The sequence below is a fragment of the Cerasicoccus sp. TK19100 genome (assembly GCF_027257155.1).
Classification (GTDB): Bacteria; Verrucomicrobiota; Verrucomicrobiia; order Opitutales; family Cerasicoccaceae; genus Cerasicoccus; species Cerasicoccus fimbriatus.
In genome coordinates, this window is the sequence record NZ_JAPWDU010000008.1 from 131,914 (window position 1) to 155,951 (window position 24,038).

The 24,038-nt window shown below is 55.9% G+C and carries 22 protein-coding genes and 2 tRNA genes; 13 read left to right on the top strand and 11 right to left on the bottom strand.

Annotation, left to right across the window (positions count from 1 at the left end; translation table 11 throughout):
- Positions 1-194 precede the first annotated feature (194 nt).
- Positions 195-683, top strand: a complete 489-nt coding sequence (locus O3S85_RS19120; RefSeq protein WP_269542619.1) for a hypothetical protein — start codon at positions 195-197, stop codon at positions 681-683.
- A gap of 189 nt (positions 684-872) precedes the next feature.
- On the opposite strand, the gene O3S85_RS19125 is transcribed toward O3S85_RS19120, so the two are convergent.
- Complete coding sequence (locus O3S85_RS19125; protein WP_269542622.1) at positions 873-2,882, bottom strand: DUF5054 domain-containing protein; 2,010 nt, start codon at positions 2,880-2,882, stop codon at positions 873-875.
- A gap of 253 nt (positions 2,883-3,135) precedes the next feature.
- Here O3S85_RS19125 and O3S85_RS19130 point away from each other — a divergent pair, with 253 nt between their 5' ends.
- A complete protein-coding gene (locus tag O3S85_RS19130; protein ID WP_269542625.1) occupies positions 3,136-4,227 on the top strand; it encodes a hypothetical protein in 1,092 nt (363 codons plus the stop codon).
- Between the two features lie 335 nt (positions 4,228-4,562).
- Complete coding sequence (locus O3S85_RS19135; RefSeq protein ID WP_269542627.1) at positions 4,563-4,982, top strand: hypothetical protein; 420 nt, start codon at positions 4,563-4,565, stop codon at positions 4,980-4,982.
- 111 nt (positions 4,983-5,093) lie between these two features.
- Here the strand turns inward: O3S85_RS19135 and O3S85_RS19140 are convergent.
- Positions 5,094-5,183: transfer RNA gene (locus O3S85_RS19140), tRNA-Ser, on the bottom strand.
- Between the two features lie 44 nt (positions 5,184-5,227).
- Entirely contained in the window at positions 5,228-5,674 is a 447-nt protein-coding gene (locus O3S85_RS19145) for a hypothetical protein (protein ID WP_269542629.1), read from the bottom strand.
- Between the two features lie 169 nt (positions 5,675-5,843).
- Here O3S85_RS19145 and O3S85_RS19150 point away from each other — a divergent pair, with 169 nt between their 5' ends.
- Both O3S85_RS19150 and rpmG read left to right on the top strand, forming a co-directional pair.
- A complete protein-coding gene (locus O3S85_RS19150) occupies positions 5,844-6,194 on the top strand; it encodes a DUF3127 domain-containing protein (RefSeq protein WP_269542632.1) in 351 nt (116 codons plus the stop codon).
- Between the two features lie 87 nt (positions 6,195-6,281).
- The gene (gene rpmG, locus O3S85_RS19155) at positions 6,282-6,452 is read left to right on the top strand and encodes a 50S ribosomal protein L33 (protein WP_269542635.1); all 171 of its coding nucleotides are present in this window, start codon (positions 6,282-6,284) and stop codon (positions 6,450-6,452) included.
- Positions 6,453-6,499: 47 nt separating this feature from the next.
- Here the strand turns inward: rpmG and O3S85_RS19160 are convergent, their stop codons facing one another.
- Both O3S85_RS19160 and O3S85_RS19165 read right to left on the bottom strand, forming a co-directional pair.
- Positions 6,500-6,805 carry a hypothetical protein gene (locus O3S85_RS19160; RefSeq protein ID WP_269542637.1) on the bottom strand — a complete coding sequence of 102 codons (306 nt, stop codon included), beginning with the start codon at positions 6,803-6,805 and terminating at the stop codon, positions 6,500-6,502.
- A 140-nt stretch (positions 6,806-6,945) separates the two neighbouring features.
- The gene (locus tag O3S85_RS19165; RefSeq protein ID WP_269542639.1) at positions 6,946-8,016 is read right to left on the bottom strand and encodes an Mrp/NBP35 family ATP-binding protein; all 1,071 of its coding nucleotides are present in this window, start codon (positions 8,014-8,016) and stop codon (positions 6,946-6,948) included.
- A 243-nt stretch (positions 8,017-8,259) separates the two neighbouring features.
- Here O3S85_RS19165 and O3S85_RS19170 point away from each other — a divergent pair, with 243 nt between their 5' ends.
- Entirely contained in the window at positions 8,260-9,453 is a 1,194-nt protein-coding gene (locus O3S85_RS19170; protein WP_269542642.1) for a hypothetical protein, read from the top strand.
- 230 nt (positions 9,454-9,683) lie between these two features.
- Here the strand turns inward: O3S85_RS19170 and surE are convergent, their stop codons facing one another.
- Both surE and O3S85_RS19180 read right to left on the bottom strand, forming a co-directional pair.
- Positions 9,684-10,457, bottom strand: a complete 774-nt coding sequence (gene surE, locus O3S85_RS19175) for a 5'/3'-nucleotidase SurE (RefSeq protein WP_269542644.1) — start codon at positions 10,455-10,457, stop codon at positions 9,684-9,686.
- Positions 10,458-10,712: 255 nt separating this feature from the next.
- Positions 10,713-11,582, bottom strand: coding sequence for an SMP-30/gluconolactonase/LRE family protein (locus tag O3S85_RS19180; RefSeq protein ID WP_269542647.1), 870 nt, complete (start codon positions 11,580-11,582; stop codon positions 10,713-10,715).
- Positions 11,583-11,645: 63 nt separating this feature from the next.
- Between O3S85_RS19180 and O3S85_RS19185 the strand changes: the two genes are divergently transcribed.
- Complete coding sequence (locus O3S85_RS19185; RefSeq protein WP_269542649.1) at positions 11,646-12,119, top strand: hypothetical protein; 474 nt, start codon at positions 11,646-11,648, stop codon at positions 12,117-12,119.
- Between the two features lie 142 nt (positions 12,120-12,261).
- On the opposite strand, the gene O3S85_RS19190 is transcribed toward O3S85_RS19185, so the two are convergent.
- Positions 12,262-12,510, bottom strand: a complete 249-nt coding sequence (locus tag O3S85_RS19190; protein ID WP_269542652.1) for a hypothetical protein — start codon at positions 12,508-12,510, stop codon at positions 12,262-12,264.
- Between the two features lie 141 nt (positions 12,511-12,651).
- On the bottom strand, positions 12,652-14,619 hold the full coding sequence (locus O3S85_RS19195; RefSeq protein ID WP_269542655.1) for a phospho-sugar mutase: 1,968 nt from the start codon (positions 14,617-14,619) through the stop codon (positions 12,652-12,654).
- Positions 14,620-14,742: 123 nt separating this feature from the next.
- On the opposite strand from O3S85_RS19195, the gene O3S85_RS19200 reads away from it, so the two are divergent.
- Positions 14,743-17,922: a PAS domain S-box protein gene (locus O3S85_RS19200; RefSeq protein WP_269542657.1), complete on the top strand. Its 3,180-nt coding sequence runs from the start codon at positions 14,743-14,745 to the stop codon at positions 17,920-17,922.
- 8 nt (positions 17,923-17,930) lie between these two features.
- Here the strand turns inward: O3S85_RS19200 and O3S85_RS19205 are convergent, their stop codons facing one another.
- Complete coding sequence (locus O3S85_RS19205; protein ID WP_269542661.1) at positions 17,931-18,650, bottom strand: CPBP family glutamic-type intramembrane protease; 720 nt, start codon at positions 18,648-18,650, stop codon at positions 17,931-17,933.
- Between the two features lie 131 nt (positions 18,651-18,781).
- Between O3S85_RS19205 and O3S85_RS19210 the strand changes: the two genes are divergently transcribed.
- From O3S85_RS19210 to O3S85_RS19230, 5 genes are all read left to right on the top strand, one after another.
- Entirely contained in the window at positions 18,782-19,822 is a 1,041-nt protein-coding gene (locus tag O3S85_RS19210) for a polyprenyl synthetase family protein (protein WP_269542665.1), read from the top strand.
- Positions 19,823-19,929: 107 nt separating this feature from the next.
- Positions 19,930-20,568, top strand: coding sequence for an RNA polymerase sigma factor (locus O3S85_RS19215; protein ID WP_269542667.1), 639 nt, complete (start codon positions 19,930-19,932; stop codon positions 20,566-20,568).
- A 27-nt stretch (positions 20,569-20,595) separates the two neighbouring features.
- Positions 20,596-21,168, top strand: a complete 573-nt coding sequence (locus tag O3S85_RS19220; RefSeq protein WP_269542669.1) for a hypothetical protein — start codon at positions 20,596-20,598, stop codon at positions 21,166-21,168.
- A gap of 137 nt (positions 21,169-21,305) precedes the next feature.
- Positions 21,306-22,448, top strand: coding sequence for a S1C family serine protease (locus O3S85_RS19225; protein ID WP_269542672.1), 1,143 nt, complete (start codon positions 21,306-21,308; stop codon positions 22,446-22,448).
- A gap of 100 nt (positions 22,449-22,548) precedes the next feature.
- Positions 22,549-22,626 (top strand) — tRNA-Pro (locus O3S85_RS19230).
- A 168-nt stretch (positions 22,627-22,794) separates the two neighbouring features.
- On the opposite strand, the gene O3S85_RS19235 is transcribed toward O3S85_RS19230, so the two are convergent.
- Positions 22,795-24,018 (bottom strand): NnrS family protein, encoded by a 1,224-nt coding sequence (locus O3S85_RS19235; protein ID WP_269542674.1) that lies wholly within the window; start codon positions 24,016-24,018, stop codon positions 22,795-22,797.
- Positions 24,019-24,038: the final 20 nt, after the last annotated feature.

A 24,038-nucleotide genomic window follows, 5' to 3' on the forward strand; every position in this document is an offset into this window, starting at 1 on the left:
AAAATACATTTATGAAGCATAACCCCCTAAATCACTGTCCATTTTACCCAATATAGAACATATAATAGGCAAAAATCGAGCCTAACTGACCATATACAGCTCGGCGCTGCGGTAAATGCGCCATTTCCATCTTGCAATTTGATCTTTTTAGAAACAAATACTTGGATTTAACATAAACAACCACCCTAATTCATATGAAAAACGTAGTTCTTACCGTAATCTCCTTGCTAGCAAGCTTGAGCATCGCCACTGCGAACGTGCACCAATCAGCTTCGGGATCCCAAGCTTACAGTGGCAGCAACAATGCAGTGACCGCAGAAAAGATGGAAACCGAATCCTTTGACGGCAACACATGCGCGCGCGTCACAGCTAGCATGCCACGCTGGGGCTACGTCACCTACTGGATGGGCATTCCAACGCCAGCGGGCACTTCAATCATTAAGTTCCGCCTCTACAATAGCGGTGAGGAAACCACAACCTACTCGGTCTACCTGGATAGTAATGGCAAGCATGAGCCCTTGGGAGAACTGACAATTCCAGCAGACACCCCAGCCAACAGTTTCGTAGACGTCGAACTTTCCGTATACTCGGATACCAAGTGGAGCGGAATCACCCTTAAGCGCACCGGTGAATCCAATGGCCCAAGCCCATGGATCCAGAAGGTGAGCGTGATCCTCGACTGAGCAAACCAAGCTTGCACTTTTACAAAGCGACGCATCTGCGTCGCTTTTTTGTACCTCACCGAACGGTCCTCCAACGAGGTTCACATCTAACTCGCGTTGATATCTGCGCCAGCCGAATAATGCCCGCAGCAAGCCGTGCCTACTGGAAAACGATTCCAAGCGGCTTCCAACTTTCCGTCAGAACACCCATTAACAGAGGGTCATTTTAAACCGAAAAACGGCGTCATCTTCATACCACATGGGAAAATTCGTGCCCCATTTATTGTTGTAGAGATTATACGAAATGACACCAGCATTACTCGGTATCCTCTGACTAAAATCCAACAAGCTGGCACCACCCGGGGCTATCAAAGTCGCATCGTATGCCGAAAGCAAAACACGCCCCGCACGGACATCACGCTCAACCGCATGAAGATTGCGATTTCCACACGGGACTACATCCGCCGGATCAATCCACGAACCCAGTTTATTGAACCTCCACGAATCACCGTCCAGCAGAACGGGCTCAAAGTCGTACCAATAGGCCTCGGGCATCCGACTAGCCTGCTTTTCCTGCCACTCAAGACGAATGAAAAGCTCAGCGCCATCGGCCTTCAGTTCAACCCAGACAACGCCGGCACCCAGGCTTTTTAAGGATGCATCAGGCAACTGCAGTCGCAGACGAGCACGGCATCCGTCCTCATTCAGCTCCAGATTCGCCAACCTAGCAACATGCACCGCCGACTTAGCAACCGCGGTTAGCCCCGGCTTTGCAAAGTCTCTCCAATTCCAGTCTGCCTTGCCGCGAATATACTGATCATAATAGCGATCATAATCAGCCTTCGAGAATGTCTGGTGCCGAAAAACTCCCAGCTGTTTCGTGGGCGAAGCCAGCGAATACTCAACACGGGGATGCCTTAAACTAACGATACCACCGGTCGTCTCATCTAGCTTTAATTCAAACTGATCAAGTTTGAACGAAGACGCCGGATCACCCTCAACCCAGCCACGACTGCGACCAACACTGGGCTTCAACTGCTCAAATGATTCAAGTGCCGTCACCTTTAACGATTCAGGCAGCTTAGTCAGCGCAGCGTTAATATACCCTCGCTGCTCGTCCCAAGACTTTTCCAATTTTAAAAAGTTCGCTTCAGTGCGAGCTCGGGAAAATGCCAACGGCCCGTAACGACGCCAATCGCGCAAGTGCGTCTTTAAGTCCATCCCCCAAGTATGCTCTGCAATTAGAAGGAGTTGCTCACCAAATGATAAATCGACGTCGCCCGCCTCTTCGAGTTTGCCATTAGCAATCCAATCCTCCCTCAATCGGCAAAGCGTGTGGAATTGCGCAACCTTCATCGGGTCAGTTCCCACGCCATGTATCCAAGTGTCGCCGATCTCTGACTCCACAACCGGATATTGGTCCCGGCCCTCCCAAATCGCTGGCTCGATGACATCCAGCCCTCCCGGCGTGATCACGGCATTCGGGAAACGTTCCCCTAATCGTGCATAAACCAACTCAATCTCTTTCGGATTCTGTGGCCCTAAATTATCTCCAGTCAGATTAACTGAAAGCGCCTTCCCACCGGGATAAAATGAAACGCCACCGTAATTTTCTTCGTAAGAAACCACAACCTCTGCTCCATCCTTACGCCAAAGGAAAGTAGAAGGCACTTGCGGCAATGCTGAAGCGGGGTTCACCCCCAAGTGCAAAAAGCGAATACCAGCCTCGGCCAACAAGGGAACGATACCGATAGTATGCCCGGGTACATCTGTCATTTTCGCCCCCCGAGTCACACGCCCAAAGCGACGATCCAAAGCCTCAGAAAACTTCAATCCGAGCCGACACAACGATGCCGGCATCAGCTCGCAATGCGGAGTGAACGGTAAGGCATGCCAGTAAAAATCACCTGCTGCAATGGCCTCCTCCATCCGCTGGCGACCTTGCGCATTCGCATGCTCCAAATAGTGGTAAGCCAGCCAGGAACCGGTCGTCCAAACAAACCGATGCGAAGTCCCGCGAGTCTTCTCTGCCAGGGACAGCGAGGACGGAATAAAATCCTCCATGTAGCGCCTCAAAACAGACCTGGAGAAATCGGTAAAACCGATATCCAAATGCGTCTTAAAGACCAATCCAACTTCGGACACTTCCGTATTCACGCTGTCAGCCATGATATCATTCAAAATCAAGTATTTTTCACAAACCGAGTAGCTGGCAATCAACTGTCCACAGCATAGACTGAAGATAGAATCGAAAATGTTTCAATAGGCCAGCGAAGTCGCATCCCCCTTTAGAATCGCATGCCGTTTAATCAGTCAACCTATTTGTTATTTTTAAGAACATATCTACAAATACACCGATCTTCGGTCGCCACGTAGGCTTACCAAAGACAAGAAAAACCATGAGCATTCTTCAAGCATTGACACGATTTGTTCTTTTTGAAAACATTACATCCTGATGCCTACCCGCAATCCAATGGACACACATCCCGAATTACCGTTACCAGTTTTTTCAACAGACAGCTACTGGAACCAACCCATACCAGCAAACGCGAAAGCAGACAACTTCAGCAACCACTGGGTTAAATTGCTCAGCGAAGTCCGACCGGGCATGGGAATGCACATCAACCTGGAGAATTGGACCATCCCCGTCTTTAAAGCAGACAACACCACGCCGCGCCACAAACTAAAGCCCAAGCTGCTGCGATGCCATCTCTCGCAAGGACACGTCAAAGCCAGTGAGCGAAAACTCAACGGCACCCACCCACTTGGCCTCCATCATTCCGTGCGGGACATCGAGATCCCGATTCCAGATCATGCCGCTCCAGATGCCCAGCAAGACGCACACATGTCGATAGTCGACACCGACAATGGTCGCGTCTACGACCTATGGCAATGCCGCCGGGAAGCAGACGGCAGCTGGCACACCAATTCAGCAATTGCTTACGAGCTAGGCGGATCCGGAGTCTTCACACAAAATGACTTGGAAGGCATTGAGAACGACGAGAGCGTTCACTTTTACGGTCCCTGTCGAGCAAGTGGAGTTCCGCTACTCGCAGGCCTGATTCTCCAAGAGGAAATCACACGTGGGCACATCGCCCACAAGCTCGCCTTTGCGTGCCAAGTGCCAGCGCTACAAAGACACGTCTCGCCACCGGTTTGCTGGACCGACGGTTGGCACCCATCAGGCCTCCCGCAAGGATGCACACTGCAACTCAACCCAGATCTGGACTTGGACCAATTCAGTCTTTCAGCGGCCGCGCGAGTGGTTGCACGTGCACTGCAGGAATATGGCGCAATCCTGGTTGACTATGCGGATTCTGTAACTCTCTCAGGTGAGTTGCTCTCACCTCACACTGGGATGTCTTGGTCGCAGTTACTAGATGAAGAAGCGCTATCAAGTATCGGCTTCGAGAATTACCGCGTCATCGAAACCGGCCCAACTTGCAACATGGGCAGCCATCCAGTCTACCATCAGGGCATATCCAAGCGTTATTACGACTACATCGAGAACCAAGGCGCAGAAGAACTCGTCGACCATGAGCCTTGGCGAAAAGCTTTACCATAAATAGGCCGCGCAAACTTCCAATCATCCAACTACCCTTAATTCCAATGACTCCTTGTTCATGTCCCAAAAAATCCGGGGCACCCATCGGGGTCGTTTGAGTAGAAAACGCCCCACCCCTGATCTCCAACTCAGATATAGCAGCAGGAAGCTCACCGTTGATTGAGCAGAAATCACCATAGATACAACTGACTGGGCGCATTGCCGGAGCCAGCGGCCCAGCAAACTCGGTGATTAAGAGACAGCATATACGCTGCAATATATTTAAAATCTTCCCTGGCTAATCTCACAATAAGAGCACCAGGCCAGGAAAACAGCACCTCGCGTCATTAGGGGAGATGGCGCGAGGTGAACTTTTTTTGTTTCACACTTCGATAGGCATATACACCGATAATAAGCTGCAAAAACTGAATGGCACTCCCGAACTCGACAAATGCATCAGAAAATTGTTTGACCCAATAAATTTTATTGGCCGGATAGAAGATCTGGATAGCTTTATTGATAATTTCAATCAATACCTAGCATTTGACAAATGGCGCGTCAGAAGGAACAACGAAAAAATTGAATTCGAGAAACTTGATGATGTTAAAATTGAAAAATGTAGCGCTCAACAAGAAGCAGACGAAGAACAATTCCTGAATCAAGAATTCAAGGCGATCTCGATCGATGCCTTACATCTTGATCCAGCAATTTCAGATACAATCAAAAGCAGACTCGAAGAAATTAGAATATGTCTGACCAATATTCCCACCCCTTAAGTGGACTCTGGTCTTTGTTTGCCAACGCTTTCCGACTCTTGCCGTGTGCCGCGCGAACGCGAGCCCGTTTTGATAGGAATTTGGTAGGAATTCCGTAAGTCGTTGATGTAGTGGCGGAGAGGGCGGGATTCGAACCCGCGGAAGCGTTTCCGCTTCGCATCTTTAGCAAAGATGTGCTTTCGGCCACTCAGCCACCTCTCCATCGCCAAAGAAAGGATGAAAAACACAGTGCTCTGACAAAACTGTCAACGCTTTTCAGACGAAGTTTCTACCGGAATTGGCGGCGGCTGAATTGGCTTGGTCAGGTGGCTGATTTTCCAGCACACCTGCAACTGCCCTAAAAAGATCGCCACACCGCCAATCGCAGTACCCCACTTCAGCACCATTTGCGAGCGCGCCACTGCATCCGCCCATAAATAATCCGGGACATCGCCCATCACCAGCTCCATCCACTCGCGCGCGAGCTCCCAATGCTCAGGCTTCACCATGTAGCGACCGGCATAAAAAAACGATACGCCAATCACCAGGCCGAGGAGAAACTGCGTGACCATGATTCGCTTCCACCCGGCAATATCATTGGCACGCACCCGTTTCAAACTGAGTAAATCGCCGACCCCGATCACAATCAGCACGGCATTAACCACCAGACTGATCCAATCCAGCACCACCAGCGAATAAATCACGCCCGGCACGGCGAAAGCAATCAGCAGCCAGGCGCAAATGTGAATCCAGCGAACCATGGGGTAATGCTGCCGAAGTGCCACCCCCGGGCAAGGCAATCTTGGCGACTACGCGGCGAATTTTGCCTGTTGCCGGAAATAGTTTTGCGCTCCGCAGCAGGATCCTCTTAGAAAGACCTCCATGTATGAATTAACAGGAAAAGTGAAGCTCGTGATGGAAGAGCAAACCTTCGGCAGTGGCTTCAACAAGCGCGAATTCGTCGTGACCACTGCAGAGGAAAAATACCCGCAAGACATCAAGTTCGAGACCGTGAAGGACAAAACCTCGCTACTCGATGGCGTTTCCGAGGGTGACGAAGTGACCGTCAGCTTCGATGTGCGTGGCCGTGAGTGGAAGGGCAACTACTACGTGAACCTAAACGCATGGAAAATCGTTGCGGGCTCTGGCAGTAAGGGAGGCAGCGATGAGCCGCCCCTGGACTACTACGACAACAACGCCGAATCCGAAGAGGAAGAAGACGTCCCGTTCTAAGCAAATTGGCGGGTAAATTTAAGAGTTGCCAAGGGCGGATTAGCCGTCCATTTTGACCGGCTTTTCCAACTTTAGACCCAACCAACCATGGCACGAGATACCGTAATTTTAGAATGCACCGAAGCGCGCAAGGAAAACAAGCCTGTGTCGCGTTACATGACTACGCGCAATAAGAAGCTCCAAACCGAGCGCGTCGAAAAGAAGAAGTACAATCCGCATCTTCGCCGCCACACGGTGCACCGCGAAATCAAGAACTAATCGCGGCCATAGCCTTTAGCAACAAGCCAGTCTCCTCGGAGGCTGGCTTATTTTTTGCGTCGAATGCTTGGTGGGCGGGTGTTTGAGCGCTTTCGAGCGATCATTTTGTTCGCCCCCGGGAAGCGAATCGGCTCATCCGGGGCATCACGACGCGCAGATCGCCACTTGTCACGATGGTTGCGAATCCAATCTAGCAAAGCACGTTCGAAGCCGATATCGTAACCGAGCTTTTCGGACTCGATCCACTTGTGGCGCAAAATTTCTTCCCGCTCAGCCAAAAATTCTTGGTAAAGGCTTGAGCGCTGCACCAAATCTTCCCCGCCGGGGATGATTTTTCGTTCTGGAGCTTTCATGCTGGAGACGTTGTGGAATTGGGCATCCACGCCGTGTCACATACGGGCGTTGTTTCAGTTAGGTTAATCGGATTAAAAAGACATCACTAAAACTTGTAAAGCACCTTAGTTTCGATTTACGCCAAAATAATTCATGGAACTCAAACAGGAAACTCACGTCTGAGCCGTTCAGCGATCTCCAAAAACACCTTGCTGGCAACGACTTGCGGGTCACTCACCACGATTGGGATTCCCTGATCGGACCCCTCCCGGAGTAAAGGCTCCAGAGGGACCTCCCCCAGAAATACGGTCTCCAGGGCCTCGGCAGTCCGTTTGCCACCCCCCTGGCCGAAAATATACTGGCGGGAGCCGTCCGCCGCCTCGAGGTAGCTCATATTCTCAGCCACACCGATAATAGGCACGTTCACCTTGCCAAACATCATGGCTCCACGGCGGGCAACGTTCACCGCGGCAGCCTGCGGGGTGGTCACCACGATGGCTCCGCGCAGCGGCAGAGTCTGCACCAGGGAGAGCTGGGCGTCACCCGTGCCGGGTGGCAAGTCGACCACCAGAAAATCCAGCTCGCCCCATTCGACGTTGGCCGCGAACTGCTGGATGGTCTTCATAATCATGGGGCCGCGCCAAACGACCGGCGTTTCCTCGTCGATCAGGAGGCCCATCGACATCACGCGGACGTTAAAATTCTCCACCGGAATCAGCATCTCGCCGCGAATTTCCGGCTGCTGGCTCACGCCCATCATCAGCGGTGCCGACGGGCCGTAAATGTCGCAGTCCATCAGGCCGACTCGGCGCTTGCGGCCATTCTCCGTGAGGACCTTGTCCAGCGCGCAGGCCAGATTGACCGAAAATGTGCTCTTGCCAACACCCCCCTTGCCACTGGCCACAGCGATAATGTGCTTCACGCCCGGGAGCGCTTGCTGGGCCGGACCGGTCACTTGCTTGCCACCTGCGGCTGGGGGCGGTGTGTTCGGCTTGCTTACGGCCACGCTCACCTCGACCTCTGTCACGCCATCCAGACGCGACAAGGTATTTTCCACGTCGCTCTTGACCTGCGTCGGCACGCGTGGATCGGCAGTCGTCAGCGCCAGGCCGACCTTGGCCGTACCATTGGCAAATTCGATGTTTTTAACCAACCCGAAGGAGACGATATCCCGGCTGAAACCGGGGTATTTTACGCCCTTCAAGGCTTCTTCAATTTGGGTGGTATCCATGTGAGTGAGGGAAAAGTTTTTTAGACGCTAACTAGACAGCGGGTGAGGTTAAGTAAAATCGACATGTCCGTTTTACCAAAGCAAACGAATCTACCTAAACGACTATACTAACACCAGATGAGAGGTGCCTGACCACTTTAATCTTTTTCCTTTTTCCTTTAGTCTCCTCAGCTGCTCAGGACATGAGGCATATTTTTTGAAAATCCGGTTGAACCGTTTCCACGTCATGATTGTCTTTAGACCATGCGCTTGTTTCGACTTTTGTGCCCGGTGATCGGGCTACTTTTCGCCATTCAGTTTAACGCCCACGCTCAGGGGTATGTCATCGAGAAAACGACCGATAAAAAGGTCACCCCGATCGCCGTGGACAGCAGTGACAGCTCCACGGAAGCCCTGGCAAAAATTGCCTTCAACAGCCATGGTGCCTTCCGCTTGGTCAAACCCAGCAGCGCGAGCGCGGTAATCAAACTGACCCCGGTCGGAGGCAACCAGTGCAACGTGAAAGTCGTCTCTGGCAACCCGGCACAAGTGCTCTTCCAAGACACCGCCACCGGCGACAGCGCGAACAATGCCACGCTCCGTGCTTGCGATATGGCCGTCAAAGCCCTGACGAATGCACCAGGTTATTTCGCCGGCACCATTGCCTTTGTCGCCGATCGCACTGGCGGCAAAGAAATCTGGATGGGCGACGTCTTTTTCCGCACCGCCAAACCAGTCACCAGTGACAAGGCCAACGCCCAGCGCCCCTACCTCACGCCGGATGGACGCACCCTCTTCTACCGCAGCTACATGCATCGTTTTTCTGATGTTTACAAGCAGGACGTCGCCAGCGGTCGCCGCACGGTCTTTGCCAAATACAAGGGCACCAACGCCGGCGGTGCCGTGAGCCCAGACGGCCAAAACGTCGCACTGATCCTCTCCTCCCCCGGCAACTCCGAGCTTTTCATCCAGGACATCAATCAATCGCGCAAACCGCGGCGCCTCACCACCAATCGCTACGTGGAAGCCGACCCCACTTGGTCCCCGGATGGCCGCCGCCTCATCGTGACCAGTGACATGGCGGGCGGGCCACAGCTTTACGAAATCCCTAGCCAAGGCGGCGTCCCCTCGCGCCTGCCAACCAACATCAGTGGCTATTGCGCCGAGGCCAACTGGAATCCGGTTGACGCATCCAAGATCGCTTTCACCGCCAACATGGGCGGCGGCTACGAAATTGCATTGTATGAGTTTGGCCAAGGTGCCGCCAAGGCATTAACCAGTGTCTCCGGCAATGCCATGGAACCAGTCTGGCTCAACGACGGTCGCCACCTCATCTACACTGAGGAAGCCCGCGGCGGAGCGACCAAGCTGGTGATCCTCGACAGCGAAACCGGCAAGCGCACCGTAATTACTCCCTCCAATTTCGGCAACGCCTCGCAGGCAGCCTTCGTATATTGAGGCACCCACCGCTCGTAGCATAGGCGTCCCGCCTGTGCCCCAATCAATCTGATTTTTCAGAGGTGGCGGTCGATATCCCTATCGGCCAAAGCCTGAAACCGATAGATTGAATCTGTACGCGTGAAGCCATACCCACGAATTGAAGCTGTAACTCAATCACAGCCCAATTTGCCAATCCTCTGGCCGATAGGGATATCGGCCGCCACCTTTAAACTGCTGCAACGAGCCCCCTACACGCCCGACACGTTCCCGAAATTCAGGCGGGTGTAGCTGATGTTACCGCGCAGGAGGCAGGCCCAGTCGTAGGGGCCGTCGGTCGGCGGCTCGCCGTCGGCATATTGGAAATCGAAAGACGCCGGGCCGCTCTTCTTAAAGAGGCACTTAATGCCAAACGGCGACAGCGCGGTCTCCTCGATGTTGGCCGCAGCGGTTGTCTGGGAGGGGAAATTGTAATTGTGGACGACGAGGCCGTCCTGCCCCTCCTTTAACCTTTGCGATGCGAAGTCACGGGCCCAGTCACCAGCGGCTTCCAGGCTGGTGACTAGCTCGCCCTCGGCCATGCCATGGTTTTGCCGAAGTTTCTCGTAGGCGGAGTCCGGTACCTGATGAGAAAACGCCAATGCGGGCAGCCCCCAGGCCGCGCCTTCCAGAGCGCCCGCAACCGTGCCCGAAGAGAAAATCAACGGTGCCATGCAGTTAAAGCCCAGGTTGATACCGGAGCAAACGCCGTCCGGTCGGTCATCGGCCAGCAAGTGGCCCATGGCGATGTTCACGCAGTCACTCGGCGTGCCATCGAGCGCAAATGCGCGGCACGGAAAATTCTCATACTCAGCGAGGTGCACCTGCCCCTGCCGGCTCATCGCCCGACCGATCCAGCTTTTCTCGCCCATCGGCGCGGCGACCGTTACGCGAAAATCCTTAACGAGTGCGTCCACGAGCACGCGCAAAAAATAGGAGTCGATGCCGTCGTCGTTCGTGACAAGCAGGTGCTTTTTCTCTGACATGCTGACAGGTTAGCCGCTGGCCCGGTGACGTAAACCGTTAATTGCCGCGCCACAGAATCGTTGCGCTAAAAAGCAAAACGGTCCTTGGGTGGCGGCCGATATCCCTATCGGCCAGAGCATGCAACGAATAGATAAAATCGATCCGCGCGACGCCGTATTCTCGAATTAAAGCTATTGTCGCAACGCTGACTTATCTGTCTCGCCTCTGGCCGATGAGGACATCGGCCGCCACCTTCCAACATAAAGAGACCGAGACTAGCCCCAGGCCTTGGTGGGAAAGCCCTTGGCTTTGACGTCGGCCACAAACACCTTGCCCGCGTGAGGCTGATCGGCGCGGTCCTCGTCGGACAGCCCATTGATCGAGGTGGTGATGTAGAGCTTGTCGTAATCCTTGCCCCCGAAGCAGCAGCTGGTGCAATTCGCGGCGGGCATTTGGACTTTGCCAATTTTCTCGCCGGTGCGCGGATCGTAGTGGGCAATTTGCCACCCGGCCCAGTGCCCAATCCACAGATTGTCATCCTGGTCGATGCACATGCCGTCGGGTTTGCCGTCCTCGGGCGGGATCTCGATCACGACCTGTTTGTTGCTCAAGTGGCCGGTGTTCAGATCGTAATCAAACTTCCAAATCTGACGCGAGGGCGTGTTGATATAATAAAGCGTATGGCCATCACGCGTCCAAGCCAGACCGTTGGAGTTACAGACCTCGCCCAAGATTTTTTCGCAATGGTCGCCGCTGGCCGAGAGCGAGTAAAGCGAGGCACCGACAGGATCGCGCGCGTAGGAAATCGTGCCCGCCACGAAACGGCCGACCGGGTCGCATTTGCCGTCGTTAAAGCGGTTGGCGTCGCTGCCGGCCTCGGGGTCAACGATCAGGCTCAGTTCGCCGTCTTCCGATAAATGATGAATGCCGTTCTCCAGGCCGCAGATAAAGCCGCCGTTGCGCGCGGGCGCAGCAACGCCAATCGGCGTGGGAAATTCGTGAATGAGGACAGACTCATCGCCTTCAATGCGACGCAGCTTTTTGTTGTCGATGTCGACATAGTGCAGCATGCCGTCATGCCAAAAAGGGCCTTCCCCCAATTGGGCGACGTGATTAGTAACAGGTTGTGGCGTGTAGATCTCCATGGAGTTATTTCAACCGAGCGGCTTTGGCTTGGCAAGATTGCAACGAAATTTTAAACGATCGCCATGTTGGAAAAATCTCAGGTCATCGACGCGTTGATCGAAAAACTGCGCACCGAGCTCGTCGCCGCCGACCACGCCTCGCGCGATGCCGCAGCCTACGCCACCGACGAGGAATCCCGCGCCGAGAGCAAATGGGACACCCAGGGTCTTGAAGCCTCCTACCTCGCCGCCGGCCAGGCAGGCCAAGCTAAACAACTCGCCGAAGCGCTGAGCATCCTGCAAGGCCAACGCAGCGATCTGGCCCGCCCATGCAGCTCCGTCCAGCGCGGTGCCCTCGTCCAGTGCAAGCTGGGTCGCGCGACCGAATGGTTTTTCTTCGCCCCCAGCGGTGGTGGCGAAACGCTGACGCTCGACGGCACGGAAGTCACCGTCATTACGGCGGACTCCCCTCTGGCTCATCGGCTGCTTGGCCTGAGCGCGGGTGGCGATTTCACCCTGCCCAACGGTGCACCCGGCAGCGTGCTGGCGGTGCTTTGAGTTAGAGTAAATGGGTCACCGACAGGACCGTAAAGATAGAGCCTGACACGGAAATGCCATGCCTGCCTGCGGATGGCTGAAGCCAACCGCATACGCCGACGGTGCAGACTTCGGCAAGCTCAGTCGAGTCACGGGATGCTGCCTAGTAGCGGTCGTCGTTGAGGGCGGCGCGGCCGGGCTCTTCGCGGTTGAAGGGCGACTCGTAGGATTGCTCACGCTGGCGGGCTTTGTTGCCCTCTTCGACCTTTTCGAGATAGTCCTCGGTCGTGGTGGTTTTACCCGTCAGTACAGAGCCAACCGGGGTTGCCTCGATATCGCGCTCCGGCTCATTGCCACAGGCGGAAATGAATACAGCGCCTACAATCAGGCAGGAAGAGATGATCAGTGGCATACGCATAGCATAGACAATCATTACCTGAAGGCGGCGATGGTCAAGCGCTTATGCAATATTCAGTCCGTGCACAGGATCGGTATAGCTGGCAAAAAAAAGAGCCGGCCCGGGGCCGACTCTTTCGAAATGGTTGATTCGTATTTAGCCTTCGGCGCGCTTGCGGGCCTCGGCGTCGATGGCGGCTTCCATGGCCTTGAGCTTGGCCTTGGTTTCTTCCTGCACCTTGGGCAAGTCTTCCGCTGAGGCGACGTCTTCCTTGCCGAAGCAGTAGAACTTGATCTTAGGCTCGGTGCCTGAGCCGCGAGCGGCGAACTTGTAGCCGTTTTCGAGCGTGAAGAAGTAGAAGTTCTCCTTCGGGATCTTCTTGCCGTCGGCGTCCTTCAAGTCGTCCTTGCCGAAGTCGATCATCTCCTTGACGCCGATGCCGCCGATTTCCTTCGGGGGATCGTTGCGGAAGCTGGTGATGATGTTCTGAATCGCCGATGCGCCGGACGCGCCTTCGAAGTAGATGTTGATCAGCGACTCTAGGTGGTAGCCATACTTCAGGTGAATTTCGTCGAGGTATTCCTGGAAGGTCTTGCCGAGCTTCTTCAGGTAGGCGGCGAGTTCGCAAATCATGAGGCAGGCGGCATTGGCATCCTTATCGCGGACGCGGTCGCTGGCCAGGTAGCCGTAAGACTCCTCACCGCCGAACACGTAGAAGGTGCTGTATTCCAGGAGTAGCTGGGCGCGGGTAGACAGGTCTGTCTGGTCGTAATCGAGCGCGATGCCCTCTTCCTCAAACATCTTTTCCTCGAGCTCGCTCTGGTAGATGCCGAGCTTTTCGCCGATCCACTTAAAGCCGGTCAGGGTGTTGATGCACTTCAGGCCGTTGGCCTTGGCGATCTTTTCCTGCAAAGGCGTGGTGACGAAGGTCTTGATCAGCGCAGCGTGCTGAGTGCCCTCGACTGGCAAGATGCCGATTTCCTGGAGGGTCTTCACACGGTATTCGGCGAGCATGGAGCCGGTCATGTTGCCGGTGAAAAGCGTCCACTCGCCATGCTTATCGGGCGCGGCCAGGGCCATGCGGTCGCAGTCCGGGTCGGTGGCGAGCACGAGGTCAGCGCCGACTTCCTTGGCCTTGGCGACGGCCATCGACAGCGCCTCGGAGTTTTCCGGATTCGGCGACTTAACGGACGGGAAACGCGAGTCCATCACCCACTGCTCGGGCACGTCGATCACTTCAATGCCAAACTCCTTGAGCAACGGCACGGAGGCCACGCCGCCGGTGCCGTGGATCGGCGTGAAGACGGCCTTCGGGTGGATTTCTTCCAAAATGTCGGGATCGAGGACGTTGTCTTCGAGCACGTCGAGGTAGCTCTCGTCGGCCGTCTCGGGCAGAGTGACAACCTTGCTGATGTCCACATCGAGAAACTCCGGCAGCTCGCTCCACTCCACAGCCCGCACTTCGTCGATGATGCCTTCGGCATGCGGGGAGACGACTTGCGCGCCGTCGTTGAAGTAAGCCTTGAAGCCGTTGTCGTGCGACGGATTGTGGCTGGCGGTGATGACCACGCCAGCGGTCGCGCCGAGGTCGCGCACGGCAAATGACAGCGCCGGCGTCGAACGCGGGCCGTCAAAAATCATCGCCAAGCCGCCGAGCTTGGTCCAGGTGCTCGCGGCGAGCTCGCAGAAATGGCGCGAGAAATAACGCACGTCGTGCGCGATGACGAGCTTCGGCACGTCGTAGATTTCTTCTTCCTTCAGGTATTCGGCGCAGTAGCGGTAGAGGCCAATCACTGCGCGGGCGACATTGAAGTCGTTCAGCACATTGGTGCCGACTGCGGCGTGCTCCGGGCTGTCCTGGTGGCCGGGCGTGCCGGTCTCGGACTTCGCGGATACGCGGCCGATGGTGCGCCCGCGCATGCCGCCGGTGCCAAACTTCATCTGCTGGTAGAAGCGGTCGTTCAGTTCTTCCCATTCGCCAGCGGCAACGAGTTCCTCGATCGACGCCGACGCCCACTCAGGCAAGAAGCCGCCAGAGACGAAGGCTTCAAGATTTTCCACGGAAGAGGCCAGCAGCTTTCCATCTGCGCCTGCCTGCTTGATTTGTTCCAACACGGTAGCCATATCTCAGCAGACTAGGCAGGATTGGGGCGTTGGATAAACAAAAAACTGCCACGCAGATTCGTTACAAGATTGTTGAATTGGTGATGGCCATTTCCCGGTAAATTATTTTGAGTAGCATCCCCTATGGACGAACGGTCATCGTCTGCCTCCCCCGGGGCTGCTCTTCCTGACAACGTAAACGAGGAAATCCATCGTTTGCGGGAAGCCTTGCGCGCCAGCCAACAGAAAGCCGAGCGTCTCCAACAGCGGGTGAACCTCTACTCCAACGCCCAACTACTCGTCAGCATGGGCAGTTGGGAGATCAACCCGGAAACGGAAACCATCTCCCTCTCGCCCGAACTGCGCAAACTCTTCAACATTGATCCCGACTACACGCCGACGATTGATGCCATCCTGGAGCGTGTCGCCCCGGAGCATAAATCTGCCGCCCATGACCTGTTAGCAGGCCCACTCAGCGAGGGTGAAACCCGCACCGCACGCATCCGAATCGACCCCCATCAAGGCGGCAGCCTATACCTCCGCATCAGCGCACACATCGGCATCATGGCCAACGGCCAGGCGCGGCGATTTGGCATCGCGCAAGACATCGCAGAACTCGCCGAGGCCGAGCGCGTCATCAAGGAAAAAGAAGAGCGCTGGCAACTCGCATTGGAGGGCAGCCAAGACGGTGTTTGGGACTGGGACCTGACAACGAACAACGTCCATTACAGTGACCGCTGGAAGAATATGCTCGGCTATGAAACGGATGATCTGCCGGATGGCTACGATACCTGGGCACAGCTAATCCACCCGCAGGACCTCGACCCCGCAACTACAGCTATTTCGGACTACCTGGAGGGCCGCACCAAACACTACTCCACCGAGTTTCGCATGCGGACCAAGGACGGAGACTGGCGCTGGGTACTTTCACGCGGCATGGCGATCTTTAATCAAGACGGTGCCCCCACCCGTATGCTTGGCACCCATACCGACATCACCGAGCGCAAAAAACAGGAAGAGGCCTTTAAACGCCTGTCTCTGATCGCAAGCAAGACGACGACGGGCGTCGTGATGACCGACGCCAAAGGCTTGCTGACCTGGGTCAACAAAGCCTTTGAGAGAATGACCGGCTACTACATGGAAGAAGTCCTGGGCAAATCCCCAGGCTCCATTCTGCAAGGCTCCGCCTCGGATAAAAACATTGCCAAGCAGATGCGCGACTGCGTGCGATCCGGTCAGGGCTTCCATGTCGAAATTTTAAACTACCGAAAATCGGGCGTCCCCTTCTGGGTCGAGGTCGAAGCGACGCCGATTCACGACGTCAATGGCAAGCTGGTAAACTTCATTGCGATCTCGAACGACATCACCACCCGACGGCTCGACCGCGAGCGAATCGAAGAGAGCGAGCGTCGCTTCCGCGACATCAGCAATGCGGCCGGGGAGTTTATTTGGGAGCACGATGTGAATGGCTATTTCACCTACGCCTCAGACCGCGTCAAAGACGTTCTCGGCTACTCGCCGGGAGAGTTCATCGGCCGGCACCCGTCTGAGATTTGCGTGCCCTCATTCAAAGATCAACTGAGCACGCGCATGCTCGGCCACTTCCGGCGGGAGGAAACCTTTACCGGCTTTGAGGTGCCCAACATCTGCAAGGACGGCAGCACCGTTTGGCTCAGCATCAGCGGCGTGCCCATGCATGACCGCAACGGCCAGATGGTCGGCTTTCGCGGCGCGGCGATGGACATCACCCAACGCAAACAGGCCGAAGACGAGCTTTCCAAGCTCTACCAGCGCTTTCAGTTGGCCACCAACTCCGCCCGCATTGGCATTTGGGAGTTCGACTTCGCGACTAATACCCTGGAGTGGGACAGCATCATGTTTGAGATCTACCGACTGCCCTACGACCGATTTACCGGTAAGATGGACGCCTGGTCCCGCGTGATGCTGCCCGAAGACAACCCGAATTTTCAAGCCACGCTCGAGACCGCCATCGAGCGCGGTGGCAATTACCGGCTCAACTTCCGTATCCGCTGGCCCGAGGGAGACATCCGGCACATCACCGGCAACGCCCTCGTCATGCTAAATGAAGACAACCAGCCCGCGCGCATCATTGGCAGCAGTTGGGATATCACTGAGCAAAAGCGCGCCGAAGAAGACGCCATTGCCGCGCGGGATACGGCCGAGGAAGCCAACCGCGCCAAGAGCGCCTTCCTGGCCATGATGAGCCACGAAATCCGCACCCCGATGAACGGCGTGATCGGTATGCTCCAGGCCCTCAGGGAGTCCAACCTGGATGACAACCAAAAGGATTACGTCGACATCATCGAGTCCAGCAGTGGCTCGCTAATGACGATCATTGACGACATCTTGGACTACTCCAAGGTCGAGGCAGGTCGCCTCGTGCTAGACCTGCGCCCGATCAATATCGCCACCGTAGTCACCAGCGCCCTGTCACTTTACACCACGCACGCCGCGGAGAAAAAGCTGGAGCTGGTTCACCGCATCGACAATCGCGTCCCCCCCGCCGTATTGGGCGACGAAATGCGCATCCGCCAGGTAATTGTCAACCTGATCAGCAACGCTATCAAGTTTACCGACCGCGGTCGCGTGACCATCAAGGTTTCAGCCAACGAGATCGGTGACGGTACCGTGCAGTTGCATTTCTCCGTGGCCGACACCGGCATCGGCTTCAGCAAAGAGCAGGCCGAGTCGCTCTTCGAGCCCTTTGTCCAGGCGGATACCTCGATCACCCGTCGCCACGGCGGCACCGGCCTCGGCCTGGCCATCAGCCGGCGTCTGGTTGAGCTAATGGGCGGCCAAATCTGGTGCGAAAGCTCACGCCTGTTGGGCACGATCTTCCATTTCACGGTCAACGCCGAAGTCACCGACGCAAGTAAGCTCACCAGCAAGCAGAATCCAGAACTGGGCCGCGTAAACTACGAGGGCCGCATTCTCCTGGCCGAGGACAACCCCATTAACCGCAAGGTTGTGCAATTCGTCCTCAACCGTCTGGGCTGCGTCGTCGACCACGCCGAAAACGGCCAAGAGGCGATCGACATGTTTGCCCGGGATACCTACGACCTCGTGCTGATGGATGTTCAGATGCCCGAGTTGGATGGCCTCGCCGCCACCCGTGGCATCCGCCAAATGTCCGGCGACACAGAAACGCCGTGGATCATCGGCCTATCCGCCGCCGCGATGAAAGAGGACCGCGAGGCCGCCTACAATGCTGGCATGAATGACTTTCTCAACAAGCCCCTCAAGCCTCAGGAGCTCGAAGCCGCCCTCCGCCGCGCCCCTCAAATAACGGAAAGCGCGGGCTGAGGCATCGCTTAGTACAGCGCCACCACGTGCCCTTGGGCGAGCTTGATCACGAAGACGCCCCAGTTACTGGCCAAGTGCGCCGCCATACAGGGAATGAGCGACTTCTGCGGATTTATCGCCCAGAAGCGCATCAGGTAGAACCAGAGCGAATTCAGGAACAGAAATGCGCTTGTGAACCACGGTTTGAGCGAGAAATCCCAGACCAGCGTCCCTTGCCAGACCTGCCAGCCTGCGGCGTCCTCGGGCATATCGAGCTCCCAGAAAAAGGGGTGCAGGATCGTAAACAGGAAGGAAAATCCGACGGCGCTACCGATCAACGCGGCCTTACCTTTGTTCGTCACCACCAGAAATCCGCGGAAAATCAGCTCCTCCACGAAAGCCGCCGTGGTAATCGAGATTAAAAACAGCCAGGTAATGTCCGACTGCTCGCCGGAGATGCCAAGGGCGATTTCCCCACCGGTTTCGAGCCCCAGAATCACGAGCGCGCCGATGATGGCGATCCACACAGCCTTCATCGGGGCGGGCGTCGCGCCCGGGAAGCCGCCTTTAACCGACTCACCACGCTGACCTGCGCGAAAGTCGTCGAGCCACATTTTAAACACGTAGATCGAAATCGCCGCCATGATAATGATCATCGTCGGGTCACTCTGCATGTCGGAAACATTGTCCGCATCCGGCGCGGCTTCTGCTAGAGGTATAAAGATCGAATAAGGGTAATTAATTGCCATGATGACCAATGGTGTTAATCTAAAAGCACAATCGCTCCAGTTTTTGACATAGAGTTCGTTGTGGTTGTAGTTGACTCCCTTTGGCTTTAAAGTCTCTTTTTGAAGTAAATTCAAAATTCTTATATTTATCCATGCTCGCCACCGACCAGAAACGTTCTGACGCGCTGACCTCCGTCGCCGCGATCATGGAGCCTGTGTCCGAACACATGGCGGCGCTGACCCGTTTTCTCGACGGGCAAGTGGAATCTTTTGAGCCGGAAGTGCGTGACATGGTGCGCTACTGCTTGGTCAACCAAGGTAAGCGCATCCGCCCGATGCTCCTGTTTTTCAGCAACTGGGCCGCCGATGGCAGTGTAAACCACGACGCCGTGCGTGCAGCCGCAGTCGTGGAGCTCGTACATTTGGCCACCCTTGTCCATGACGACATCCTGGACGACGCCGATATCCGCCACAATTCAGACACTGTCAGCGCCAAGTGGGGCCCCCACGTGGCCGTGCTGCTGGGAGACGCCCTGTTCGCCCAGGCCCTGAATCTCGCCAGTGATTTCCCCACGGTCGAGGTTTGCCGCGCGGTATCGGCCTCCACCCGCCGCGTCTGCGCAGGCGAAATCCGCCAAACCTTCGAGCGCGGCAACGCCGCCCTGTCGCTGGACGATTATTTCCACGTGATCGACCTGAAGACCGCTGAGCTGTTTAAAGTCAGCTGTTTCCTCGGTGCTCACCTGGCCGGCTTTGAGCCTGCGGTGGTCGAGGCTTACGCGGAGTTTGGCCGTCGTCTCGGCGTGGCCTACCAGATTTTCGACGACATGGCCGATATCCTCGGCGATGAGACCAAAATTGGCAAAACGCTAGGCACCGATCTCGCCAGTGGCAAATACACCCTGCCACTTATCCTGCTGCAGCACCGCGTCGAGGGCCAGGCTAAGGAAGCACTTAACGCCGCCAAGCAGTCCACGGACGCCAATACAGACCAATCCGCCGTCATTGAGTCTCTCCAAAATGCCCTGCGCGACCTGGGTATCCAAGAGGAGGTTTCCGAACGTTTCGAGGCCGAACTCGCCGCGGGTGACGCCGCACTGGCACCCTATGTGGACCGCCCATCAGCCCAGCGCCTTCTCTCCCTGAGCAAATTTGTCCGCACGCAAATGGGCCGCATTGCCCCGGCATCGTAAGTCACTCTGGGGCAGCTATTAAAGACGAAGCTGGCTCACGCTGGCGTTCGACGATTTCGGTTGCAAAGGGTGAAAATTTGCCTAGGCTGTTATTAACCTAATGCAGCATGGCTGACGCTTCAACAGCTTCATCTTCGGTTGTGGCTTCGCGCAACCAAGTCGCCGAGAATCCTTCGGCGAGTGATGACGCTGTGCTCGTAAAGCGGGTTCAAGCGGGCGAAATGGCTGCCTTCGACCAGCTCGTCAGCAAATACCGCGAGCGGCTCTTCTCGGTGGTTTACAACTTAACCTCCAATCGCGACGACGCCAACGACCTCACCCAAGAGGCGTTCATCCGCGCCTTCCGCTCAATCAGCAAATTCAAGGGCAAGTCCTCCTTCTTCACGTGGCTCTACCGCATCGCGGTCAATACCACGATCACCCACCTCAAGCGCAGCCGCAAACGCCGGTTTTTCAGCTTTGAGCAGATGGACGAAGAAGGCCCGGCATCGGCCAAACTGGAGTCTCTCGCCTCCCGCGCCAAGACCGATAAGCCAACTTATATGCGCGAACTTCAGGAAAAATTGAACGATGCGCTACAAAAGTTGTCTGTTAAACACAGAACCGTTGTTGTTCTTTACGAGATCGAGGGGCTCAGCCATCAGGAAATTGCGGAAATCACCAAAACTTCCGAAGGCACCGTTCGTTCTCGTTTGCACTATGCAAAGCAACAACTTCGGGAAACGCTAAAGGACTACTTGGAATAACACCTGCTGTTAGCCGAATTTTTTATTATGCAAAAGCCTGATTCGCAAAAAGCGGAAAAGACGACCCTTGAGGAACTTCTGAGCCTCAAGCAGCATGAACGACCTGACGACGCCTACTGGGCGCGTTTCGAACGTGAACTCCACGCCAAACCTTGGCAGAAGATGGTGGCGCAACCTGCTTGGTGGCGTCGCGCTTGGAGCCGCGTCCAGGAAAGCATGCACCCGGCACTCCCGGTTGCTTCGACCGCCACGCTGGCGATCATCGGCTACTGGGGCGTCACCATGACCTCCACGGCGGAGCTGTCGCCAGCCGACACACCAGCCGCGCCCATGGTTGCTGCCGTTGAAGCACCTGCAGCCACGAGTGAGCCAGCAGTAGAGGCACCCAACCAGGCCATGCCCGAATCAGCCAACCAGCACTTTGTGGTCGGCGCATTTTCTTCCACATCTTCGAAAGACCCTGCGTTTACGACGGTTGCCGCAACCCACTACATGCCCGCCAGCCAGCGTGACGGTGTCCACTTTGCCACCAACGCACTGGATACCGCATCACACACCACCCTGGCCATGGCCACCGGCCCCGTGCGCTCATTCTATTAAGGTCCAACCTTGCAGACCATGCCCCCATTTATTGGCAATAAGCTGAGCGCATTGCTCATCGCTGTTTTTTTTTAGCCATTCCAGCCCTATTCGGTCAGGCGGACGCCAATGGCGGTGCCCTTAGCCTGCAAAAGCGGGTGATCGATATTTATCAGGAAAATAAGAGCGCTGTCGTTACCGTTTACGCAGCGCACAATCCTGAGCAGGATGACGGCCGACCCGCCCTTTTCATCGGCACCGGCTTTTTCATCAGCAGAGATGGGCATATCCTCACCAATACCAATACCATCTTCGGTGCGGACCGCATCTGGGTGGAGCGTGACGGCGTAGGCTACATCGCCGAAAACATCGGCAGCGACCCACTCACCAACGTGGCCATCATCAAAGCGCTCGCCCTCCCCAGCGACTTCAAGTACCTGCGGTTCACCGAAAAGCCCAACCCTCCCGAAATCGGCAGCATCGTCGTCGCCCTTACCAGTGAGATCGGCATGGCTCCTGGCCCTTCCATGGGCCTCATCAACGGATGGAACACCCGCTACGGCGACCGCATTTTGCCCACCATCTACCTGCGCTCCGACGTCCCCTTCGACGGCGGTGAGGGTGGTTCGCCCATTTTCGACATCAGCGGATCCCTCGTCGGCATGATGATCGTTGCCCTGCCGGAAATCCGCTCCTCCTTCATCCTTCCCGCCCGCGCCGTGCAGCGCATTCGCGACGATATTCTGTTCTCCGGCAAGGTCACTTTTGCCCATTTTGGTTTTAGCACGATGCAAAAGCCGGACTTCACCAACGGGCCCCACGTAGAGGTTGAAGATGTCGACCCGAACGGTCCGGCCGGCAAGGGCGGCATCCAGGCTGGCGACATCCTGATCAAAGTTGGGGATTTCGAAATAAAAACCGACGAAAACCTGCGCACGGCCTTCTTTTACACCCGCCCGCATGAACTCGTTACCGTCGCCGTGAAACGTGGCGAAGAAACGCTGGAACTGCCAATCCGCGTTGGCGTCCGCGAAGCCCCTCCCACCGCCATGCCGCCCGTCCAGAAATCTCCGGAGGAAACCTACGAGTCACTCCAAGGCCCCAGGCCAGATGATTCCGGCGATAAAGCCGCTAAGCCCACACAAGCAGCAGACTCGCAGACTCAAGATTTAGCGACGCCAACCGCGCAAGAATCCACCGACAGCCCACCCGTTGAAACGATGGAGGCCAGCTCACCAGAGACCGCCAGCGAACCATTGACACCTTCTCCCAAGGAGAACGATGCCGCCATGGGTTCGTAAGACACTTTAAATTGCTCACCATTTCTTACGGAAAAAATACGTACAAGAAAGGGCTTGCGCCGCTGTCTTCATCTTCCCATATTTCGCGTTTACATTTGATCGGGGCGTAGCGCAGCCTGGCTAGCGCATCTGCTTTGGGAGCAGAGGGTCGGGGGTTCGAATCCCTCCGCCCCGACCAATTATTCATCTTTATTGGCGGTGTCTGATCGGGATTAAATTTCCACGGCAAAGGACACAATTCAGGCCATAACGATCAGTCCTAAAACAGTAGGACTACACCAGCGAAACTAGCCGGGCATCGGCCGCCGCAGAGTGGTAATTTTTCGCAATGCGATTCAACACCGAGCTACTCGTTGTCCTCCTGGCCTAGTAGTCGGAAGAGCGAGCAGGCCCAGATTACGATACCCAGAATCCAAACCAACGCCGCGTAGCCAAGGTGGCTCATGCGAATGTCGGGCAACCAATCGGCGCTCACCCGGGTGAGCATCGCGAGCCCAACGAGCCCCAATAAAGCATAGACAGACTTAAGCTTCCCGCGAAACAAATGGGACTGGCCACTGTGGCCAAGGATAACCCGGCTCGCCACGGTGAATGTCAACAGGCTAAAACCCGAGATGAACACCACGTGAATGAATGCCGCTTGTCGCTCGGGCCAAATTGCCATCAGGACGTAGCCCAACGGTATAGAGATCAGCGATATCCGCATGGCGAGCGCCAACGCGCCTTTTTTAAACTTGGCGGTGTGAATCGGAAGCTCGCGGTAGAAATACAACAACACGCCAACGGCTCGCAGTGCATACCCCCAGCGGAGTTGCCCACCGGCCTCCAAAGCAAAACTGCCCAGCACCAGCAACCCACAAAATAAAGCAAAGATCGCACGGGGAATCCAGCCAGCGGGCAGCTTGCGAGACTCAGGGAAAGCCTGACGATTAGGCATACCGAAGAATCTCGGTATGAGGAACGCACCAATGCCCATTACCGGCAGCAACAAGTAGCCCTGGTAAAGCGCAAGCCGTGAGAAGTTCGCGAAAAACGGGCTGACCGATTCCGGAACCAGATGCATGGCTACCTGCGTTGCGCCGCCAACCAGCGCGCAAGCGAGCCCCATTAAGACCAGTGTGAACCCAGGCGGTGGCGTATCCTTACGACTTGGGAACCGCGCCATGAGACTGCCCATGAGCAGCAGTATCGAAAGCGTAAACAGGTAGTCGCCCCACAAGTGGTTGCCTGCCAGATGACACGCGCTCGCAAGCAAAAGCGCAGTCGTCCAGCTAAGGCTTTCCTCCAGGCTGAAACGTCGCACATCAAGAAGCCGGGGAAAAGCCGTCCCCAGAAAACCGACCACGAAGCAAGTCAGGAAGCCCTCGATCATGATCCGAGCATGCATTAGCCCCGGATAGAAATCGATAAGCTGCCAGACATATGCCGGCCATAGCGCAACAGCGAACACACCCATAACGGTGCCGACTGCAAACAGCAGCCGATAGGGTTCGCCCGCTGCGACTAAACTCCAGTAGCCCGGCGCTTTCCGCCCGATTCCACTGACTGAGGGACTGCCTTGCGCTTGCATCGTGTCATCCTTACCTGGAA

Bases quoted from the DNA above. Each gene is read 5' to 3' on its own strand.
- O3S85_RS19200 (WP_269542657.1), top strand. From the start codon at position 14,743: ATGGACGAACGGTCATCGTCTGCCTCCCCCGGGGCTGCTCTTCCTGAC.
- surE (WP_269542644.1), bottom strand. From the start codon at position 10,457: ATGTCAGAGAAAAAGCACCTGCTTGTCACGAACGACGACGGCATCGAC.
- O3S85_RS19220 (WP_269542669.1), top strand. From the start codon at position 20,596: ATGCAAAAGCCTGATTCGCAAAAAGCGGAAAAGACGACCCTTGAGGAA.
- O3S85_RS19150 (WP_269542632.1), top strand. From the start codon at position 5,844: ATGTATGAATTAACAGGAAAAGTGAAGCTCGTGATGGAAGAGCAAACC.
- O3S85_RS19185 (WP_269542649.1), top strand. From the start codon at position 11,646: ATGTTGGAAAAATCTCAGGTCATCGACGCGTTGATCGAAAAACTGCGC.
- O3S85_RS19195 (WP_269542655.1), bottom strand. From the start codon at position 14,619: ATGGCTACCGTGTTGGAACAAATCAAGCAGGCAGGCGCAGATGGAAAG.
- O3S85_RS19210 (WP_269542665.1), top strand. From the start codon at position 18,782: ATGCTCGCCACCGACCAGAAACGTTCTGACGCGCTGACCTCCGTCGCC.
- O3S85_RS19205 (WP_269542661.1), bottom strand. From the start codon at position 18,650: ATGGCAATTAATTACCCTTATTCGATCTTTATACCTCTAGCAGAAGCC.
- rpmG (WP_269542635.1), top strand. From the start codon at position 6,282: ATGGCACGAGATACCGTAATTTTAGAATGCACCGAAGCGCGCAAGGAA.
- O3S85_RS19165 (WP_269542639.1), bottom strand. From the start codon at position 8,016: ATGGATACCACCCAAATTGAAGAAGCCTTGAAGGGCGTAAAATACCCC.
- O3S85_RS19190 (WP_269542652.1), bottom strand. From the start codon at position 12,510: ATGCCACTGATCATCTCTTCCTGCCTGATTGTAGGCGCTGTATTCATT.
- O3S85_RS19170 (WP_269542642.1), top strand. From the start codon at position 8,260: ATGCGCTTGTTTCGACTTTTGTGCCCGGTGATCGGGCTACTTTTCGCC.
- O3S85_RS19120 (WP_269542619.1), top strand. From the start codon at position 195: ATGAAAAACGTAGTTCTTACCGTAATCTCCTTGCTAGCAAGCTTGAGC.
- O3S85_RS19235 (WP_269542674.1), bottom strand. From the start codon at position 24,018: ATGCAAGCGCAAGGCAGTCCCTCAGTCAGTGGAATCGGGCGGAAAGCG.
- O3S85_RS19180 (WP_269542647.1), bottom strand. From the start codon at position 11,582: ATGGAGATCTACACGCCACAACCTGTTACTAATCACGTCGCCCAATTG.
- O3S85_RS19135 (WP_269542627.1), top strand. From the start codon at position 4,563: ATGGCGCGAGGTGAACTTTTTTTGTTTCACACTTCGATAGGCATATAC.
- O3S85_RS19130 (WP_269542625.1), top strand. From the start codon at position 3,136: ATGGACACACATCCCGAATTACCGTTACCAGTTTTTTCAACAGACAGC.
- O3S85_RS19160 (WP_269542637.1), bottom strand. From the start codon at position 6,805: ATGAAAGCTCCAGAACGAAAAATCATCCCCGGCGGGGAAGATTTGGTG.
- O3S85_RS19215 (WP_269542667.1), top strand. From the start codon at position 19,930: ATGGCTGACGCTTCAACAGCTTCATCTTCGGTTGTGGCTTCGCGCAAC.